The organism is Shewanella aestuarii (assembly GCF_011765625.1).
Taxonomy (GTDB): domain Bacteria; phylum Pseudomonadota; class Gammaproteobacteria; order Enterobacterales; family Shewanellaceae; genus Shewanella; species Shewanella aestuarii_A.
In genome coordinates this window covers 162,972-181,019 of the sequence record NZ_CP050315.1, presented here as the reverse complement: position 1 = coordinate 181,019, position 18,048 = coordinate 162,972, and the positions used below count along the sequence as shown (strand labels likewise).

The 18,048-nt window shown below is 40.1% G+C and carries 21 protein-coding genes; 16 read left to right on the top strand and 5 right to left on the bottom strand.

Annotation, left to right across the window (positions count from 1 at the left end):
• Nucleotides 1–19 precede the first annotated feature (19 nt).
• The 7 genes from HBH39_RS19490 to HBH39_RS19460 all read left to right on the top strand — a co-directional run bounded on the left by HBH39_RS19490 (nucleotide 20) and on the right by HBH39_RS19460 (nucleotide 6,316).
• Nucleotides 20–502 (top strand): hypothetical protein, encoded by a 483-nt coding sequence (locus HBH39_RS19490; RefSeq protein ID WP_167680487.1) that lies wholly within the window; start codon nucleotides 20–22, stop codon nucleotides 500–502.
• A gap of 146 nt (nucleotides 503–648) precedes the next feature.
• A complete protein-coding gene (locus HBH39_RS19485; protein WP_167680486.1) occupies nucleotides 649–1,515 on the top strand; it encodes a 3'-5' exonuclease in 867 nt (288 codons plus the stop codon).
• 132 nt (nucleotides 1,516–1,647) lie between these two features.
• Entirely contained in the window at nucleotides 1,648–2,208 is a 561-nt protein-coding gene (locus HBH39_RS19480) for a hypothetical protein (protein WP_167680485.1), read from the top strand.
• A gap of 74 nt (nucleotides 2,209–2,282) precedes the next feature.
• Nucleotides 2,283–3,167 carry a DUF4942 domain-containing protein gene (locus HBH39_RS19475; protein ID WP_167680484.1) on the top strand — a complete coding sequence of 295 codons (885 nt, stop codon included), beginning with the start codon at nucleotides 2,283–2,285 and terminating at the stop codon, nucleotides 3,165–3,167.
• A gap of 10 nt (nucleotides 3,168–3,177) precedes the next feature.
• Nucleotides 3,178–4,590 carry a DNA repair protein RadA gene (gene radA / locus HBH39_RS19470; RefSeq protein ID WP_167680483.1) on the top strand — a complete coding sequence of 471 codons (1,413 nt, stop codon included), beginning with the start codon at nucleotides 3,178–3,180 and terminating at the stop codon, nucleotides 4,588–4,590.
• 74 nt (nucleotides 4,591–4,664) lie between these two features.
• Entirely contained in the window at nucleotides 4,665–5,729 is a 1,065-nt protein-coding gene (locus HBH39_RS19465; RefSeq protein WP_167680482.1) for a hypothetical protein, read from the top strand.
• 140 nt (nucleotides 5,730–5,869) lie between these two features.
• On the top strand, nucleotides 5,870–6,316 hold the full coding sequence (locus HBH39_RS19460) for a hypothetical protein (protein WP_167680481.1): 447 nt from the start codon (nucleotides 5,870–5,872) through the stop codon (nucleotides 6,314–6,316).
• Nucleotides 6,317–6,328: 12 nt separating this feature from the next.
• On the opposite strand, the gene HBH39_RS19455 is transcribed toward HBH39_RS19460, so the two are convergent.
• Nucleotides 6,329–6,475, bottom strand: a complete 147-nt coding sequence (locus HBH39_RS19455) for a DUF3950 domain-containing protein (RefSeq protein ID WP_167680480.1) — start codon at nucleotides 6,473–6,475, stop codon at nucleotides 6,329–6,331.
• Nucleotides 6,476–6,529: 54 nt separating this feature from the next.
• On the opposite strand from HBH39_RS19455, the gene HBH39_RS19450 reads away from it, so the two are divergent.
• From HBH39_RS19450 to HBH39_RS19430, 5 genes are all read left to right on the top strand, one after another.
• Nucleotides 6,530–7,786 (top strand): RNA-guided endonuclease InsQ/TnpB family protein, encoded by a 1,257-nt coding sequence (locus tag HBH39_RS19450; RefSeq protein WP_167680479.1) that lies wholly within the window; start codon nucleotides 6,530–6,532, stop codon nucleotides 7,784–7,786.
• A 77-nt stretch (nucleotides 7,787–7,863) separates the two neighbouring features.
• Nucleotides 7,864–8,154 (top strand): helix-turn-helix transcriptional regulator, encoded by a 291-nt coding sequence (locus HBH39_RS19445; protein ID WP_167680478.1) that lies wholly within the window; start codon nucleotides 7,864–7,866, stop codon nucleotides 8,152–8,154.
• Between the two features lie 101 nt (nucleotides 8,155–8,255).
• A complete protein-coding gene (locus HBH39_RS19440; RefSeq protein ID WP_167680477.1) occupies nucleotides 8,256–8,843 on the top strand; it encodes a hypothetical protein in 588 nt (195 codons plus the stop codon).
• Nucleotides 8,844–8,947: 104 nt separating this feature from the next.
• Entirely contained in the window at nucleotides 8,948–9,436 is a 489-nt protein-coding gene (locus tag HBH39_RS19435; RefSeq protein ID WP_167680476.1) for a hypothetical protein, read from the top strand.
• A gap of 17 nt (nucleotides 9,437–9,453) precedes the next feature.
• A complete protein-coding gene (locus tag HBH39_RS19430; protein ID WP_167680475.1) occupies nucleotides 9,454–9,705 on the top strand; it encodes a hypothetical protein in 252 nt (83 codons plus the stop codon).
• Nucleotides 9,706–9,716: 11 nt separating this feature from the next.
• On the opposite strand, the gene HBH39_RS19425 is transcribed toward HBH39_RS19430, so the two are convergent.
• Entirely contained in the window at nucleotides 9,717–10,310 is a 594-nt protein-coding gene (locus HBH39_RS19425) for a hypothetical protein (protein ID WP_167680474.1), read from the bottom strand.
• Between the two features lie 128 nt (nucleotides 10,311–10,438).
• On the opposite strand from HBH39_RS19425, the gene HBH39_RS19420 reads away from it, so the two are divergent.
• The gene (locus tag HBH39_RS19420; protein WP_167680473.1) at nucleotides 10,439–10,996 is read left to right on the top strand and encodes a hypothetical protein; all 558 of its coding nucleotides are present in this window, start codon (nucleotides 10,439–10,441) and stop codon (nucleotides 10,994–10,996) included.
• Between the two features lie 87 nt (nucleotides 10,997–11,083).
• Here HBH39_RS19420 and HBH39_RS19415 read toward each other — a convergent pair whose 3' ends face one another.
• On the bottom strand, nucleotides 11,084–11,659 hold the full coding sequence (locus HBH39_RS19415) for a hypothetical protein (protein WP_167680472.1): 576 nt from the start codon (nucleotides 11,657–11,659) through the stop codon (nucleotides 11,084–11,086).
• A 1,028-nt stretch (nucleotides 11,660–12,687) separates the two neighbouring features.
• Here HBH39_RS19415 and HBH39_RS19410 point away from each other — a divergent pair.
• The 3 genes from HBH39_RS19410 to HBH39_RS19400 all read left to right on the top strand — a co-directional run bounded on the left by HBH39_RS19410 (nucleotide 12,688) and on the right by HBH39_RS19400 (nucleotide 15,619).
• On the top strand, nucleotides 12,688–13,791 hold the full coding sequence (locus HBH39_RS19410) for a replication initiation protein (RefSeq protein ID WP_167680471.1): 1,104 nt from the start codon (nucleotides 12,688–12,690) through the stop codon (nucleotides 13,789–13,791).
• A gap of 24 nt (nucleotides 13,792–13,815) precedes the next feature.
• Entirely contained in the window at nucleotides 13,816–14,805 is a 990-nt protein-coding gene (locus HBH39_RS19705) for a hypothetical protein (protein WP_208764226.1), read from the top strand.
• Nucleotides 14,806–14,992: 187 nt separating this feature from the next.
• Nucleotides 14,993–15,619 carry a zinc ribbon domain-containing protein gene (locus HBH39_RS19400; protein ID WP_167680470.1) on the top strand — a complete coding sequence of 209 codons (627 nt, stop codon included), beginning with the start codon at nucleotides 14,993–14,995 and terminating at the stop codon, nucleotides 15,617–15,619.
• 91 nt (nucleotides 15,620–15,710) lie between these two features.
• Here HBH39_RS19400 and HBH39_RS19395 read toward each other — a convergent pair whose 3' ends face one another.
• Together HBH39_RS19395 and HBH39_RS19390 are read right to left on the bottom strand one after the other, a co-directional pair.
• Complete coding sequence (locus tag HBH39_RS19395; protein ID WP_167680469.1) at nucleotides 15,711–16,205, bottom strand: DUF4262 domain-containing protein; 495 nt, start codon at nucleotides 16,203–16,205, stop codon at nucleotides 15,711–15,713.
• Between the two features lie 9 nt (nucleotides 16,206–16,214).
• Entirely contained in the window at nucleotides 16,215–17,873 is a 1,659-nt protein-coding gene (locus HBH39_RS19390; RefSeq protein ID WP_167680468.1) for a DUF4942 domain-containing protein, read from the bottom strand.
• Nucleotides 17,874–18,048 lie beyond the last annotated feature (175 nt).

The following is an 18,048-nucleotide window of genomic DNA, read 5'->3' as shown; positions in this document are numbered from 1 at the left end:
AGAATATATCGAGGTCATCATGAGAATCTTAAAAAACCCATTTAAAGCGCTTTCAGAAGAAGAAATCGCGTTTGTACGGCAATTTATCACTGAAAATCGCGATCCTGACTGCGCCAAAATCATCCATAGTGCCTTTTTAACGGGTAAAGACATCGATTTAAATGAGGTTCGCTACCCGCTTAGCCGGTACATTACGACGGCGTTTGATGTGTTTGTAAATAAACGAAATGCGATTACCCATTTGCGGCGATTTAAATCATTAGACCTGCTGACCGATAAAGGCATTGATTTAATCTGTCTGTTACATAAACGCCCGCCCAAACCGGAATATCGGATGTTATTTACCTTAGTATTTAAACAACAACTGAGTTACACCGCAGCGATGCAACAAATTAATGAAATGGATGAACTTGAAAACAAAATTGTGTATCCGAACATTGTTAGATCTTGTAAGGCATTTGAGAAAATTGTCTCAATTTTAAAGGAACATGCCAAAAAATAGATTATCCACCAGCACAAAACTGAGGTAACAAAGGTAAATTACACCTTAAAATATATCAATTAAGAGTTGTTAAATAATGTGGTATTAGATAATATTATGTAAGACAAGCGTTGCTACAACCTTAATATTACTGGGAGGGATTGCACATGATGGACGAAGCACTAGAGATTCTTAGGCAAAAAGCGATAGCGGATAAGCTCGCATTCGGTGTTACTCGTTTGCGCTCAGAATTTAAAATGAAGCCAAAGCCTGACGCAAAGGTCCATGATTATGTTAAATCACCCTATAACGGTGGTAAAAATCCTATTTATCTTCTGACGGAGTGCGTGCCTTTGCGGGTCACTAACGCCTCAACAACACCGCCGACGCCTAAGCAAATTCTCGCTGGAAAAATATTGGCTTTTAAAAACAAAATCAAGATGGAGATGAGTTATCAATTCTATCAACTTTGGACGGAAATGTTTGATGATGTGCTGATCATCGACACAGAAACGACGGGATTAAATCATAACGCGCAGGTCATCGAGTTGGGGATCATCGATGCAAAAGGGAATGTGTTATATCAGCAACGATTTAAACCAACTGTTGCGATTGAGGATGGGGCTATCCGAATCCACCATATCAAAGATGCGGATTTAGAAAACGAACCTACTTGGAAAGAGTGTATTGATGAAATCAAAGCGATAACCGCCGACAAAATCATTTGGGCCTACAACTGCGATTTTGACGCTGAAAAAATGAGTAATACTTGCCTTGCTTTCGATGAGGATGATTTCTGGTTAGAGCAATTGGATTGGTACGATGCGATGGTCATTGCAGCACAGCATTTTCTCGACAAAAGAAGGATGTCACTGTCACAAGCTGTGAAAATGTCGCGCTTAAAATATAAAGCCGCGCATACTGCTATCGGTGACTGCCAAATGACGCTTGATGTATTAAAGCATATCGCGGGGATGGGCAAGCAATTGGCAGATCAATTATCTCAACTAGAAGAACAAAAAAGAAACCAGTAAATCGTTGTCGCGATATTGAAAATACACACACTATATATCAATTAAGAGTTGCAAAAAGAACAAATATACTCTAGTATTAAGGAAGTTAATTGGCGAATGCGACCCGCCTTAATTCTGAGATACGAGGTTTATATGAGTTCTGATACATTTAAAAGTTTTACTGTTTGCGCTTTACCATTTGAGATGACAAACGCTTTTAGCGATGAGCCATTATATGCCGTGTTGTGTTACACAAGTAGCAACAATACTTACCCTAGATGCTGGACTTCGCGTGTTGATTGGATTGGCAGAAAACAGGATTTGCATCATTACACCTCTGCAATGGGGTACTTCTATGATGATGGCCTTAGCCAATCTATCGCAAGTGAATTCGAATCAAGCGCCATAGGGTTCACTCAGCACATTCATCGTTTAATGAATAATGCCGTCACGCTTAACGATGACATCATTGCTCAGTATGATCTGCATAGATTTAACGTATCTGAGTCAATACACAAACTTGCCAGCCCGATAGCCAATCAGGTTTCGTTTACGCCTGAGTCTGACACATACCCATTCAGAAAAGGCTTTAGCGCTTGTGTATCTAGCATTGCAGAAGTGGCCGAATTGTTTAGTCTTTGCGCTGTAGCCAGTGTGATTGAAAGCCGATTCGATTGCCCTTGGCATTTCGTCCCTCGCGTGACCAATCATTAACCTTTACGTTCTTAGGGCGGGAATTCTCGCCCTTATAGCTGATTGCGACCCAGCTAATCTACGAGGCATTAAACATGGATATTATTAAAGTCGAACTCATTGAACAGCTTTGCCATTATCGCGAACAGTTGCTTATCGCTTATCAATCACAACTTGAAGCAGTGCGTCGTTGTCACGACATTACAAGTGCAATAGATAACACAATACCCGCACATGAAGATGCGCTTTATGATTATATGAGCATCGTGTTTCTTCAATTTAAATCGTTACTAAAAGAAAATTTCAATCGTCACAGTCCTCAAGACGTCAATATTATCAATGGCAACATCAAAGACATGATGGCTCAATTTACCAACATCGTTGACTCTAATTTGTGGTCAATGTTATTTAATCGGCTCAATATATATTCGCTCATGTCATCCAACGCAAAAAAAGCGTTTAGGCAGCAATTAGCCGTTGAACACCGCGTTTTTTCTCAAGATAACGTCATGTCTACGCTCACCAGCATCATTAACAGCAAAGAGCAGATGCTTTACGAAAGTTTATTTGATTGTCTTAGCGAGAACCCAAGCCAATTTGTATCAAACGATAAAAAGCGATTTAAATCGCGCACCGTGTTTGAAGGGGCTACATTTCTGCAAAATGGTGTTTACTACGCACTCTCAAACAGCTCGCAGTTTCTGGATGCGCTTAGCTTTTTGAGCAAGACCGTCTTTGGGCAACAAAATAGAGGCGGGATAGGTAAGGTGATTGTTGATACCGATTTAATCAGCGAAGTAAAACGCTCACTCTCTCAAGACCGTGAACTGACAAACGTCAAAGGCCTCATTATTTCCTATGGTGGTTTGCGCATTCAATTTTTCAATAATTTTCGAGCGCATTTACACCTCGATCCCGAAATCGTGGCCTTTTTAAATAACAAGTTAAGTGAATTTAACTATTTGCCCGAAAAGGCATAAGGAATCCCAAATGGCTAAAAAATCCGATAGCGTATGGGGCTGCTCAGAATGCGGCGCCACAACGAGTAAATGGGTCGGCCAATGTGTCGAGTGCAAAAACTGGAACACGGTGGTTGAGCTGAAAATCGCCAAAGTGTTACCCACCAGCAACATTGGCAAAAATGCAGGCTTTTCTGGCTATGCAGGCAGTGACAATGTTAAACCACTTAAAATGTCGGAAATAAATCAACTCCAATTCAGTCGAGCATCAACCGGCTCGTCTGAATTTGACCGCGTATTAGGCGGCGGTGTGACGTTAGGCAGCGTTGTGTTGTTATCAGGCGATCCTGGTAGCGGTAAAACCTCACTCTTAACCAGCGTTGCACACGAGCTGGCATTAGCAGGTAAGGTGCTGTACGTCACGGGTGAGGAATCATCTTCCCAATTTAAACAACGCAGTGAAGAACGCTTTGGCCACGATTGGGGCGGCGAAAGAGAAGATTCGTTTCGTCTTTCTACCTCGACGGAGGTGGAATTACTACTGGCAGAAATCGAACAGTTATCTTCAAACTTCGTCTTTATTGACTCAATCCAAACATTATTTAGTCAATCAATCAGTGGTCAGCCCGGCGGGATAGCACAAGTCAGCTATTGCGCTAAAACCATTAACGCTTTCGCAAAAAAACGCGGCATCACCATTTTTATGATCGCTCATGTTAATAAATCGTCAGAATTAGCCGGTCCTAAATTGATAGAGCATGTTGCCGACACAATTTTACATATCGAAGTGGCCGATTCAGGTAATGTCAGAACCGCTCGGGCGTCCAAAAATCGCTTTGGTGACACGGACGAAATCGGTCTATTCGTTATGCAAGAAAGAGGCATGACTTCTATCTCAAATCCCTCAAAATTCTTCCTTGTCTCGGATGTCCAGTCACCTGGTAGTGCGATCACTATGGTCCAAAACGGTAACAGAAACCTTGCACTCGAAATACAGTGCCTAACGTCTGAAGCCGAAGGGGAATTTGCTACAAGAAATGCACTTGGCATAAGCATGAGCCGCTTGAAGATGATCATCGCTGTCTGTCGCAAACATACTGGCGCAAGAATTAATCACGATGTCTATATCAACCTTGTGGGCGGTTTAAAAATACCAGAAACCGACACCTCAACTGACTTGGCCACCGCAGCGGCGTTACTGTCTAGCCTTAACGACATCATTATTCCAACAACATCGTGCTTCATCGGTGAGGTATCACTTAATGGCTCAGTGCGCCCTGTATCAAACGGCGTCCCGCGAGTGCGCGAGGCATTGAAAATTGGCTTTAAAAATATCTACATTTCCAAAGCGAACTATCACGCCAATATGCTCAAAGATATGCCAGATGGTGCCAGCATCACCCAAATCGCGACAATTTCCGATCTAAAGGATGCTTTAATTTGACTTTTCGAGCAGTATTCACGTTGACTTTCGAAAAATATGACAAAAAAACCAATATAAAAAAAGTGAGATGAATTATGAATAAATCCATTGTCTTAATTCCGGCGATAGCCTTGGCCGCAGTCGGTTTTGTCTTTAAAGGAACGCTGCATGAAACCTATTTAAAGATGACCGTGAATCCAAACCTTTCCATCGATGATGGTGCAGTGTCGTTTTGCGGCGTTAAAGCGCTGCCAAATGAAAGCGCGGATAGTTTGATTAGCCGTGTTAACCTTGGCACATATCCTGCCGATTATCTAAGGCAAATCGATGATAAAGCAAATGAATTATTTAGTGCAGAAACACCCGAAATGGCACAATTAATTGAATTTAAAGAACGTTATGGATACAGATCAGACGAGGAATTGGAAGAAGGACTAGAAAGGTTTGAAAAGCTGTTAAATTATGAACCTGAAGATGAATTATATTTGCAATTTGTTGCTGAATACTCAGCACAAAAAGAGTTTCGAGCCAATGCAACCAAATCGCTTGAAGAGGTTGATGCAGAATTAGAGGTCATTTACAGCAAAATCTATGATGCTAACAAACCTGAGTTTTCTGCATTTGTTCACCAAACGCTAAGTGATGCGGCCTGCAAAACCAGTAATCCACTTTTGTTAGACGATATGCCGAACATCGTGACCAACTGGGAAGTGACAGACCCAGAGGCTATCAAAGCGTTATGGTCCAAAAGAAATGACGAAATACTAGGAAATGAAGCTCAATACAAACAAAGTATTGAAAATTTTACCGCCAAATTTCACCAACTCATCAATGATTCGGTCGCAGAAATTAATGAAATCAATCGCAAAACAACGTTTGAAGAGTCTCAGATTGGACTTTTACAATGGAACACCGTGATAACAACGGCTTCATCTAACCTTGCAGGCAGCAAAACCTTGTACGAGGTAGGATGCGATGGCTTCTTTACTGGCAATCTACATATCGGCTCATTTTCTGTTCACAGTTGCTTCTTGAGAAAGCCAGATACCTTTGGCGGCAAGATCCCTTTGCACAAATCCAACTTGTATTCAGAGGATTATCGCAATGACAAGGCATGGCGCAATGTGATTGATAAAACACTGGAAAAATTCAAGAGTTAATTCAATCTTCTTGACGAAAAATTGCTCTCATTGAGGGCTTTTTTTTGGATAAAAAACCATCAACATTGATTGACAATTAAACTGAGTTTCATTCTTAATGAAACCTAGTTTAATTATTGGGAATTTTAAGAGGTTCCATTATGAATGATATCGTTATGTTGAAAAATTATCTTGATTCGAATGATTTAGTTGAAAATAGAACTGCATTTTTTCAAGTCATTGATGTCCTTCTCGATGGCACTGATGATGATCAAGAAAAAGTTGATAAATTAAACGTTATTGCAAGTGAGCATGGAATCAATACTGAAAAAGATTCTATTGATGATGTGCTTGGTCTTACTATTTTATATGGCGATGGTTTGGGCGGTTTGGACGGTTTGGTAAGTGGTGAAGAGGATTATCTTGAAGATCTTTACGACATGGTAGATGAAACCGAATTAGATAGAGATTACTTAAATGATAAAGTATTTTTTGGTGACTGCTCTGAAGTTATCAATATCAATTCAGGTTTTTACGCTGGTGGAGTGACCCGCTCAAATCTAGCGCTTAACTTTGACCGCGAGCGGCAAGCCCCTTCCTTCAGGTAGGGGGAGCGAGCGCTACTTGGAGTCGCGATTTAGCTTTTCTTTGCAAGCCTGTTTAACCCAAGTGGCAAGTGGTGTTTTACCACGAGCTTCGTCAATTTGCTCTAGCAATTCACCAAATCGGATTTGTTTTCTGTCTGAGTTATCTCTTTTTACTTGCATAGGTACGTACCATAGTTTACAGTTAGGTACGTACATTAACACTAAGATGCCATTGTGAAAATAGAAAAAGCCTACAAGTTCAAGCTAGAGCCAACACCAGAGCAAGCCGAAAGGCTTGCTCAAATGGCTGGCTGTGGGCGCGTTGTGTTCAATGACAGCCTTGAGTTAATACTTAGTATCGCTCGGAAACAGTCAGGGATCATCGACAGGAAAGCACTATACAAGCACCTTAATTCTTTGCCCCTTGCTGAACGCAAAGCGCTTAATAATCTATTCCCAAGCTCAGCAAGCCTTAATAAGCAACTAACTAGCTGGAAAAAATTAGATAATCGCCTTTGGCTGTCTGAAGCTTTTAACGCCTGTTTACAGCAACGCCAGCGCGACTTGGTAGATAAAGGTATTAAGAGGTGGGTTAAGGGAAAGTCAGGCTTTCCAGTATTCAGGACTCGAAAGCTAGCACACCATTCAACCATGCGTTTTCCTGAGCCAAAGAAGCAGCTACGCATAAATCATAATCACATCAAGCTACCAAACAAATTGGGCTTGGTTAAGTATCGTAACAGTCGTGAAGTTGAGGGCGAATTACGCAATGCTACAGTATCACTAAATGCAGTTGGCGAGTGGCATATATCTATCATGTGCTTAGTGGATATTGAGCTGGCAACACATGTGCAAGGCGGCATGGCAGGCATTGATATGGGTATCGCCAAAAACATGACCTTATCCACTGACTTTTGCGGCGACAATGGCGTTTTTGAGGGCGTCCACTCATTCAGAGCACTACAAGGTAAGTTAGCCATTCAACAGAAAAAGCTATCCAGAAAGGTCTTGGGTTCGGCGAACTGGAAGAAGCAAAAGCTCAAAGTGTCTAAAATTCACCAGCGCATAGCCAATATTCGTAGAGACTACCAACAGAAAGCTACAACAGAAATCTGCAATAACCACGCAATGATAGTATGTGAAGCGTTAAAGGTAGCTAATATGAGTAAGTCTGCGAAAGGTGACAGTGAGAACCACGGCAAGATGGTTAAGCAAAAAGCAGGACTCAATAAGTCTATTCTAGATGAGGGATGGGGTGAGCTGCGCCGTCAACTTAAGTATAAAATGCTTTGGAAAGGTGGAGTATATGCAGAGGTAAATCCAGCGTACACAAGCCAAATATGCTGCTGCTGTGGCCACAAAGCAAAAGAAAACCGCACGACTCAATCTAACTTTGTTTGTGTTGATTGCGGTCATTCGTTGAATGCTGATAAGAACGCAGCCAATAATATCTTAAATCGCTACTTGTCCGAACTAGAACAAGCAGCGTAAAGGGTTATCAGGGCAGGGTATGTCCGTAGCGCCTGTGAAGTGAGTTGCATTAGCGACCAGCAACAGGAACCAGAACAATGAGCAATCAGTGTTCACCCAGTAATGGGAATCCCCCTTCTTCCCCGACTTGTCGGGCGCTAAGCGAGATGGGGGAGGATATCAATATCTATCACTACGAAATACTCAAACAATTCCTGCTTCATCGAAATGCTATCGCTGGATTTAATAGCAAATTGCGTGAATTAGGTATCACTCAAAAAACGTTCTGTCAGCGAGTCGGTATTACTGAACAGGCGGTCAGTAAATGGAAGCGAACTCAAATACCTAAATGGGTTTGGTATGCGCTACGTGGAATGCAAAAAAAATAGATTTTATATCAATTAAAGGTTGAGTTATTTGTTTGAATAGCTATAATTAATTGAAATTAAAAGGCGATTGCGACCCGCCATAAAATCACGAGGTTTATCATATGAATACATCCTTTTTGCTTCACTCATCAGATTCACCAACGGCCACTATAACTGGTTATATTGACAACAAATCAGCGCTTGGCCTTGCACTTCATTTTGATGGTTATTCAGATTTTTGCAGTAACGATGCCAATGGCACTCCTATCTATATTGAACATTTCGATAATCAACTCCGTGTGATCCTCTACGGTGATATCAATCAGGAAGATCCAACTCATATCATATCTCTGGAAGGCGCGAGAATTTCCAATCGCGATGAGCCTGTCGAGGAAGAGGGAGGTGATATAGGTGAGCCATCTTCTATCCAACAATATTTAAATCATGCCAAACAGCGCATTCTAGGCATCCTAGATTTGGATATGACAGACTTTTTCGATTATGACTGCCCAGACGAAATACCCGAGTGGCATTGGATTGAAAAGAATGCCTCTTATCTCTGCAAAGACAATGGAGAGTCTGGTGTGCATGACTTTATTTTGAATACCAACCTTGAGTATGAGCATATACCTGAAGGTTTTTTGTCTGAGTTAATAAAAGAAGCACACGCTAACGATATCGCGTACATCTTGTTTCACCAAGGCTGCTAAATCCATCTAAATCCAGCTAAGGCCGGTGATTCACTGGCCTTGTAAACAACCAAAACTTATCAACTTGGCGATTGCGACCCGCCATAAAATCACGAGGCTTAATAATGAACGTAGTTTTCAATTTAAAAGAAATTACTGCTATTAGCGATTGCATTAGAAATAGTATCACTAAAGTTGAAGAACTGGCTAAAGAAGCTGGTTATCAGGATAAGCCATACGGTTTTGAGATTGACGAATGTTATTGCGATTGGCATGACATCTCTACCGGTGAATTAATCGGGATCATTGACGATTGCTGCGGCTATTTTGGGGCAGTTAACTCGCAAAGCTATCAAAATGTTTGCCAATATATTTGTGAACGCATTAACGAACATTTTGTGCTGCCAACACCCGATATCATTGTGCGCAAGCACTATATAGATGATCATGATTTTCTTGACTTTCAAGTGAAAAAATCCCGCTGGGATGAGCTGATGCTTGATTATTCGGATGCAGAAGTGGCTATTGGTGAACTAATCGCTTCAGGTGAAGCGGTCAAGGTTAAATCTTGTGCCAAGCCGTCAGTTCACGTTGTTGTTAAAATTGATATTTAACGGCTTGGGAGGCACCTATGTCATTTACCACAAGAAGCGGAAAGTTTGATTACTCAGGTTTTGTTAAATCAATTTCGATTAACTGCGAAATAGGTGAAAGCATATCACCGCGATGCACAAGAGAAACTTTCGAGCTAGGCAACTCAGATCCTGTTGACGTTGCCAGCAAAAAGCTACGCTTTGCTTTTGATCGCATTCTTGGGAATAGCGCGAGCTTTAAAAGGAAGCGTGCTGAAGCTGGTGGATATGAGTACCTGAAAGTGAACTGATCTCAGTTCAATTATTGCAACGATGTCGGCTTGTCGTCAGAAAAGTCTAATTTAACCACCGTTTGATTGGCATTGCGCTCTTTTGATTTAATGGAGAGCGCAGTGCAATTCTTCTCAAGCCACTCGTTTATCTCAGCGTCCCGAGTTTGGGTTTTAATAAACAATGTCATTGGCCCAGGCGTCTTGTTGCGTTGGAAATTCTCGAAGATTTCATCTTTTATGACGAACACAGCATCTTCGTGCTCATTCATTAATTGATTGTTGTACGACTCTACTTTAAAACCAGTATCTTCTTGTAATTGATATAAATATTCGTACCATTTTTCTTCGGCGTTAATTAACATTTCATTGTCTTCGACCAGAGAGTTTAACGCAATTAACTGCTTTTCCAGGTCTATTGCACTCGACTTGACGATGAGAGCTTTGATTTCTTTTTTGATAGGTTTATTTATCGGGAGTTTGTACTGATCTTTAAAGCGCTTTAACAAAAAGGCATTTCGGTTTTTCGTCGGTACGTGACGACCACATTCAGCGACATGGAGATAAAGGCTGATAAGATTGTGCCTACAAAAACCGGAGATAACTGACTTGTACTTGTCTTGCATGCTGCAACTTTCTCATTATTTTTCTTCCTTGTAACAAAATTATATGTATTTTTAAGAGCTTGATCCATCGTTTAAAATCAAATATTGATACTATTGCTCGTGTAATTTGACCTATATACAGGATACTTATGAAATTAAAACTATTAGCCCTTTCACTGCTCACCGTGATGTCATCTCAAGTTAGTGCAGAATCTGCTTATTTAGGCTCAGCGTTAACAAAAATCAATGATTGTTATTACAGGGTCAAAGTCGATAGCAAGGCACCTGATACGATTAAGCTTTGCAAAGAGGCTGAACGTTTTCTGGAAAGCAACTTACCGAACATCAAGCGTGACATGAATGGGGCCAACTGGACAAAAAGTGATGATCGAGATTTGGAGAAGCTTTCGGTTCGTCATAAGCAGATCAGACTGACTCTAGGCACTTACAAACCTCAACCTTCAAGCAGCGATATGAAGGAATTGGGCCTTGTAGCAATATACAGTCGTTTCTGCGATAGCGCGATCAACAAGGATAGGGCAAGCGCATTATCCGACAAAAATTGCGTTTCGTTTCTGGCTGAGTACGACAAAAATTATGATGCTATCAAACAAAAGATGGACTCACAGGCGGGGTTTACTGAAATTGATGCAGATAATTGGTCCAAAGTGAGTAATACGTTAGATACTATCAAGGCGATAAAATAATTAATCAACCTATTTGATGAGTAGCTAGTGGATTGTTTGATAACCGTTATCCACAATCCACTTAACTATGAAGTATTCTTCTTTAAATTATAAAGGGAATGCGAAGGGTTCAGGCTTTTTCGTATAAAAAATACTGAAATTCAGCCCTTCAAATCGTTTGTTGTAATCCTTCATAAATACTTCTTGCATGACGTTCAACGACTTTATGATATCGAGCAGTTCTGCCTTTCGTGCCTCTTTTGTTTTCAGTGAATAGAGATAGACAGCTCGGCTCTCGACTTTAGAGCCGCCAATATAATCGCTTATTTTTAAATGACTAAATACTTCCTCAACGGCCTCTCTGTCTTCAACAAATGCGCAAGCAGCCTCAAATACTTCATGTTCGAGCAGGCACAAAAGAGCATGGTTTTCTCTGGACAAACAGTAGCCTAAACTTGATCTTAGTGCGCTAACTCCGGCGATAAGAATAATCCAGTCAACCGTTTTGGATTTGTTACTTTGTTCGAAGGCATTCGATAATTTCATACACAAACCGTCGTCATGACAGTTGTGCGAATTTAACGCCGTATTCACCAGAAGTCTTTCAATTTTTCTGGCCGTCTGAGCATCAGATTTGATCGTAACACCGCCACCATTCGCAGTGGGTGTGAGGGAAAGTTGCATACCTCTATTCCTTTTCGTTTGCTGGGCTGTTTCATTATTAATCACGCTTGGCCTTTTTGACCAGATCTTTCGTTCTTTTAATTGGTCCATAGTGAGTAATAGGTCACATACTATCAAGGCGATAAAATAATTAATCAATCAACGTATTTGATGAGTAGCTAGTGCATTGTTTGATAACAGTTATCCACAATCCACAGCCTCTATAATAAGTATATATGATCTATAAAGATCTATAAAAGATCTATAAAGATCTATAGGATCGAATTAATTAAGCAGTATCATAAACTTACAGACCGAAGAGTGATAAAATCTTAGTCAAAAATGATATCTTATTAGCCAACTGTGCTATCTTCTTAGTTAAAAAGTGACATCTTCTTAGTTATAAAGTGACATTTTATTAGCTAACTGTGACATCTTCTTAGTAAAACGCTTTGAAATTGTGAGTTATTTTAATCCCTTAACAACAGATTCGGTTTGTAGGCTCGTTTGCACTTAAAGTTACTTTAAATAGGCAAATTTTGCCTGTGGTTACAAGAAAAGTGACATTTTATTAGTCAAGATTTGCCAATTTGGGTCTGCGGTTAGCTCAAAAGTGATATCTTATTAGTCAGGATTTGCCAATTTGGGTCTGCGGTTAGCTCAAAAGTGACATTTTATTAGTTAAAACCTGCCAAGGTGTAGTTTAGTCGTAGAAAACAAGCCGATCCCTGCATACTCCTGGGCTAATTTCACATTAAAAGTGACATATTCTTAGTTAACACAACTTAAAGTGACATATTCTTAGTCAACACCAACTTAAAGAGACATGTCCTTAGTCATAAAAACAATAAAAGTGACATGTTCTTAGTCATAAAAACAATTAAAGTGACATATTCTTAGTAAAAAACCAATTAAAATGACACCTTGTTAGCCAAAAACCGTTAAAAGTGATACGTTCTTATTGAAAACCATTTTTTTATCTTAACTATGGTTCATTATTCTGGTAGGTTTCTATTAACGTTCATTAATTTGTAATATCTGATTACCCAGTGAATAAAAATACAACAATAATTTCAACAAAGCGTATTAAAGAATTACAAAGCAGCTTCTTTAAAAAAAGTCATCGCCTCGTTTTTAGTCAATTATCTTTATCACCAGTGGAACATGATATTTTGGCGCTTTTCTTATCCAGATTACATGCCGATCATTGGGAACCATTTTTAAATCACCATGAAATTCACAGTCCTACTTACATCTTTTCAAGCGAAGTTTTGATGGATTGGTTTGATTTAGAAAAAACCGCTTTATATCCAACGTTAATGCTACCGGCCAATAGACTGAGTAAAAAAGCCATAGGGTTAAAAAATGACGAAACCGAAAAGTTTGAATTCACCACGCTATTTAAACGAATCGCATATGAAAATGGTCACCTCATCGTTATTCCCAATGACTTGTTAATCGAAGAATATCTATCGCTATCTGGCGGTCACAGTCAAGTTCCTCATCGCACGTTTCGAAATATTAAACAAGACCATGCTAAACGACTGTATACGATGCTTTGCCGGTTTCGTAATAATAAGTTCTCAGTCTTTCACCCCCTCACAATCGATGACTTACACGCTTATTTCGGCCTTTTAGATGAACAAGGGAATTTACTGAAAAAAACGTATGAAAAAACAGCTAAGTTCGTACAATTTATTCTGAAGCCTTCAATTGAATTGATTGATGACCATGAACCCAACATCGAATTTTTTTATGCTGATGAATCAAAAAAGCATTACGGCTTCGAGTTCATCAAAAAAGGCAGGAAAGTTGTTGCAATCAAGTTTTTGTTTCGCTGGAACCAATCTAAACAAATTGCAAAAGATGAATCGGATGAAAGAAATGAGCTAGCCAACACGCCATCGCCATACTTGCAAGCTGAACTTACGTATACGTTAGTGTCTGAATTTGTGTCGGGTCAAGGTGGCAATCCAACTCTTCAAGAGCTTAATAACATGATGAGCATGTCACCGAAACTAGCAGAAAATGGCTATCAACTGGATGCGGCCTTTATGTCGAATTTCACCAAGGCGATGACAGAAGCTTTGGCCAATAATAATGCTGGTGGCCATGACAGCATGAGCGACAATACAACAATAGAACACCAGTGAAGCGGTAAATAGCAGGGATGTAGCATGAATCAAATTGAGTTAGTGAGCTTTTTTAATACCGGTCCTTTGTTGGTGTTATGTTTGGCGTTTGAGGGTGATTATATCTACCTTCACTATCAACCGGCTAAAGATCCGTTCACTTTCAACGCTTTTAAATTGGAAGATATCATCGGCTATTCCCATGGACATATCGACGATAGTTCTTTTATCGCTCGTGTTATTGCCGCAGGTGAAACTGAATCAAGTCCATATAGCGAATATTATGCGCAGTTAAAGCAGTTTGTGAGCATCGCCGCGACAAAGGATTACGTTGAAAATTCAAATATCATCTTATTCGAAGTGGCATATGTTTCGTTTGACATGGATGGTTCGAATGTAGAGTCTGTTATTTTAAATACCTCTCTTGATGATGAAATCGTTTACAACGTTGATAGCCACAAAGAACTCACCTTTAATCCTGCTGCAAGTCATATAAAAAACCCATTTTTGCTTGATCTATTGCCAAACATTCGTTTTAAAACCTTGATCATGTTTTATGCAGATTATGATTTGCAATTAATCATTGAAGAAAAGCTGGGTATTCCTTTTTCAAAAGCAGATATTCCTCCTTTTTCTTTGCTCAATGTATTTGCAAGATTTGTCGCTGTTGCGAGAGAAAATGGTACTGAGGATGTGTGCTATTTCTGCACGAATTCTATGTTGGATTATTTTCAAGCAATGGACGGTATAGTCGATGACGATGACGATGAGATTGAAGATGACGATGAGATTGACGATGACGATGACGACGACGATGACGATGACGACGATGATGACGACATTGAAGATGACGAAGAGGCTCACAGCATGCTCAAAGAGGTTGTTGAGTCTCAGATGCGACTTTTTCAAAACGACATAATTCAACAAATACTTTGCAAGTCACGCTTAATGAATATGACTGCTGAGCAATACATGCTTAAAGTCCTTGCGGAAGATTTGCTGGTGATTGACCTATCTGACAAGACGCATCATTGAGCGTCTATCCAAGCAGGACAGGATTTCCGATCAAAAACGATGTACACAAATTTGTTATGTTTGGTGACTTTTGCATACCAGGGATAACGATTGCAACACCGCCAAGCCAAGTACGATTGAACCGAATGTGATTTTACGTGAAGGTTTGATTTCTATGTTTTGAAACAAATTTAATAGGGAAGCGAGTATGTCAGAGGTCGCAAGAGTCAAAATAATTGAAATAGATCCTCACTCTTATGGCGAATCCGTAGGGTTTAAAAAAGGTGATGTTATTCTTAAGTTCAATGATGAAGTATTAACAGATGCCAGTCAGTTAAGAACGTTGGTTGCGTACACGGTAGAAAACGAAAGCAAGTACCTTGTTTTAAGAGGTTCAGAAAAATTAACTATTGTAGCTAAAACACAATCTTTGGGTGTGACACTGGCAAATATCAGTCAAGAGCGGATTGTGGTTAAGCGTTATGTAGGAAAACAAGAAGTAGCAATAAATGCGTTTAAAGATGATGCTGAAAGGATGGCATCAGATGGCTATGTACCAACGAACCAAACTTGGGCTGAGGGTTCATATGGTTGCGGCGGCTTCTTAATAGCATTGCTACTGTGTTTTATTTTCGTCGGGATCTTGGTTTTCATCTACATGCTCATAGTCAAGCCGGATGGTACGCTGACGGTGACATATGAAAAACAAAGCGAGAAAAGTATTCAAGCGCCTGATGATCCTGTCGAAACAGGGAAAGTCTGTCCAGATTGTGCTGAAGTGGTGAAAGAAGCTGCCAAAATATGTCGCTACTGTAGGCATGAGTTCGTACAGTAAGTACAAAAAAGCGATATAACACCTGATTTGTAATGCAAATATAATGCAAACCAAGTTGCCTACATCTTGTCAGGCAACTAGGTTAACCGTATCAATGCGCTTTTCTTAAAGGCAATATCTCTGTTGCATCAGCAAATTTTTTGGAAAAGTTCACATTATCTGGAAAACGACCTTCTTCGTCAGGCCAAAGAATTTGCACAAAATAATTATCATGTGCTTTGTACGCATTGTATGCGTCTGTAACGAGCATCTTGTCTGCCACAATTTCTGGATCGACACTGACTATCTTTAAAGGCACTTTTATCAAACCTTCAATTATGCCGACAGTTGGGCCATTTTCTTCGAATAATTTTGCCACTTTTATGATAATGGTGCTCATCAGTGATTGTGACATATTCCCAACTACGATTAAATCTGGCATTCCTTTATCAGCTAATCCAACGGTATAAACAAAGGGAAAGTTATCTTCTTCAGGTTGAATACCTATCGTGACAAAACCTTTATCTTGGATCTTCTTTAGCATATCGAGATGGAATTCTGATTGGGTGAATAATTCCTTTGCCCAACGTTGCTTTGATTGACTCATGATAATCCCCTATAACTTGGTAATTTCAACGATGCAAACAGTCACACCGGTATTTTCGAATCGATTATGCAGTGTTGCAGACCACGAAATATCGTAACCATCAGCATTCAGTTTGTTTTTCAGTGTTGGCGGGACGATGGCCACCAGCTTAGCGCCCGTTTTACTGAGCAATTCCATCGCCGTTTCAACGTGTAATTTTGCTCGCCCAGCACTAAATGGCGGGTTCATGGCTATCTTGTCGAATTTGGGTGCGTTGTTGGCATATTGAATGAAGTCTTGATTAACAACCGCATCAAAGCCGATGGCTTCAAGCACTAACGAATTAAGCTTTGATACTTCTACACAGGTAACAGACTTACCACAGCCCTTAAGATGCTTAGCAAGACCGGCTTGGCCTGCTGACGGCTCCAAGATGGTATCTGTGCTTACAATCTCCAATCGCTCTAATACCTCAAGCGCTAAGTCAGTCGGCGTTGGAAAATACTGATGTGAGATGTGTTCTGGCGCTTTACCCACTCGCACAATTTCGTCACGAATTGACAGAAAATCGTACTCAAACTGCCATTCTTGTGAAAACTTGTTAATACGTACTGCACCGCAGCTCGCTAAAAAACTATCTAATTCCTTTACCTGCGCGTTGTTGTCATTGTAGTAACGTGTAGACACACTGTTTTCTTTGCAGCCAGTGACACGCGGCTCATACCCTGTTTTATCCCAAATCCTTGTTGGAACAAGGCTGGCTACCATGTTCAGCAAGTCATTGCTCAGCAAGTGCTGTGTCAATTGAAAATCCTTAATTTTCTTGCCAGCTTTGCGCGTTTTGAACTCTTGAGGAATGGCGTGTGGGTGTAACACTGCGAGAATTTCATTTAATCGCCATGCGATATCTGGATGGATCTCAATGTGAATGGTTTGCTTTTTAAACACTTTAAACTTTAGGGCGCCACCATCCATCTCAAGCCATTTACCCGTGTCATTTTTCCAAGCGTTTTCTATGATTGAACCAGTGTTCATGTCTCGCATTCTTGAAATTTCACGACCCATAAATTTAGCGATAAGCTGCCTTAAATCGTCAATCGCTTCTTTGCGGTATGTTGAGCTTAAAATGTTTTCAATAATAAATCGCTGGGTAAAGCCCGATGGTGAGTTAGTGACATGGACCTTTGATAATGATTTAAATATGCCCTCGACTTTTTGCGCAAGGAATTTATCGCGGTTGGTGAGCAAATCTAAAATAGTTGTAATGACCGTTTCTTGCTCAAATAATGGGACTTCCCATCCAGCAATATTTTCCTGCCATTGAATGCGGGATTCTGCGGTCATATGATCTAATACATCTGTCAAATCCAGCGCCTTTTTCCAATAATCGGCACTTAACCCTTTCAAGGCTTCATCAATACTCGATAGGGACGTTCTTACCCAATTTCGTGGACCTGACTGAAGATAATTAAGCGCAAATACGGCATCCGATGACTTGAGCACTGCTAACATCGTTTCGATACGCTTTACATCTGTTTGATAGGATGTGATGAGATTTGAAATAGATTGGGCATCGGGATTTTTAAACACACTCAATCCAGCAATCTGCTGCGGAACACAAGCTAAAGCATGTTCATGATGCTGGTGCATCGACAGCTCACTTTCATTCATCGACATCGCGTTTAACATTTTCAGCCCCAACATTTAATTGATATAAACAGTATAAGGGTGAATTTATTACAATGCAACTCTTAATTGATATGTTTAAGCCAATAGAAAAGATAAATTTTTGCAAGATATTCCGACAATTAATTGATACTATATGAATATTATTTATGGCTAATTTCTATTTATTTTGCTGGTG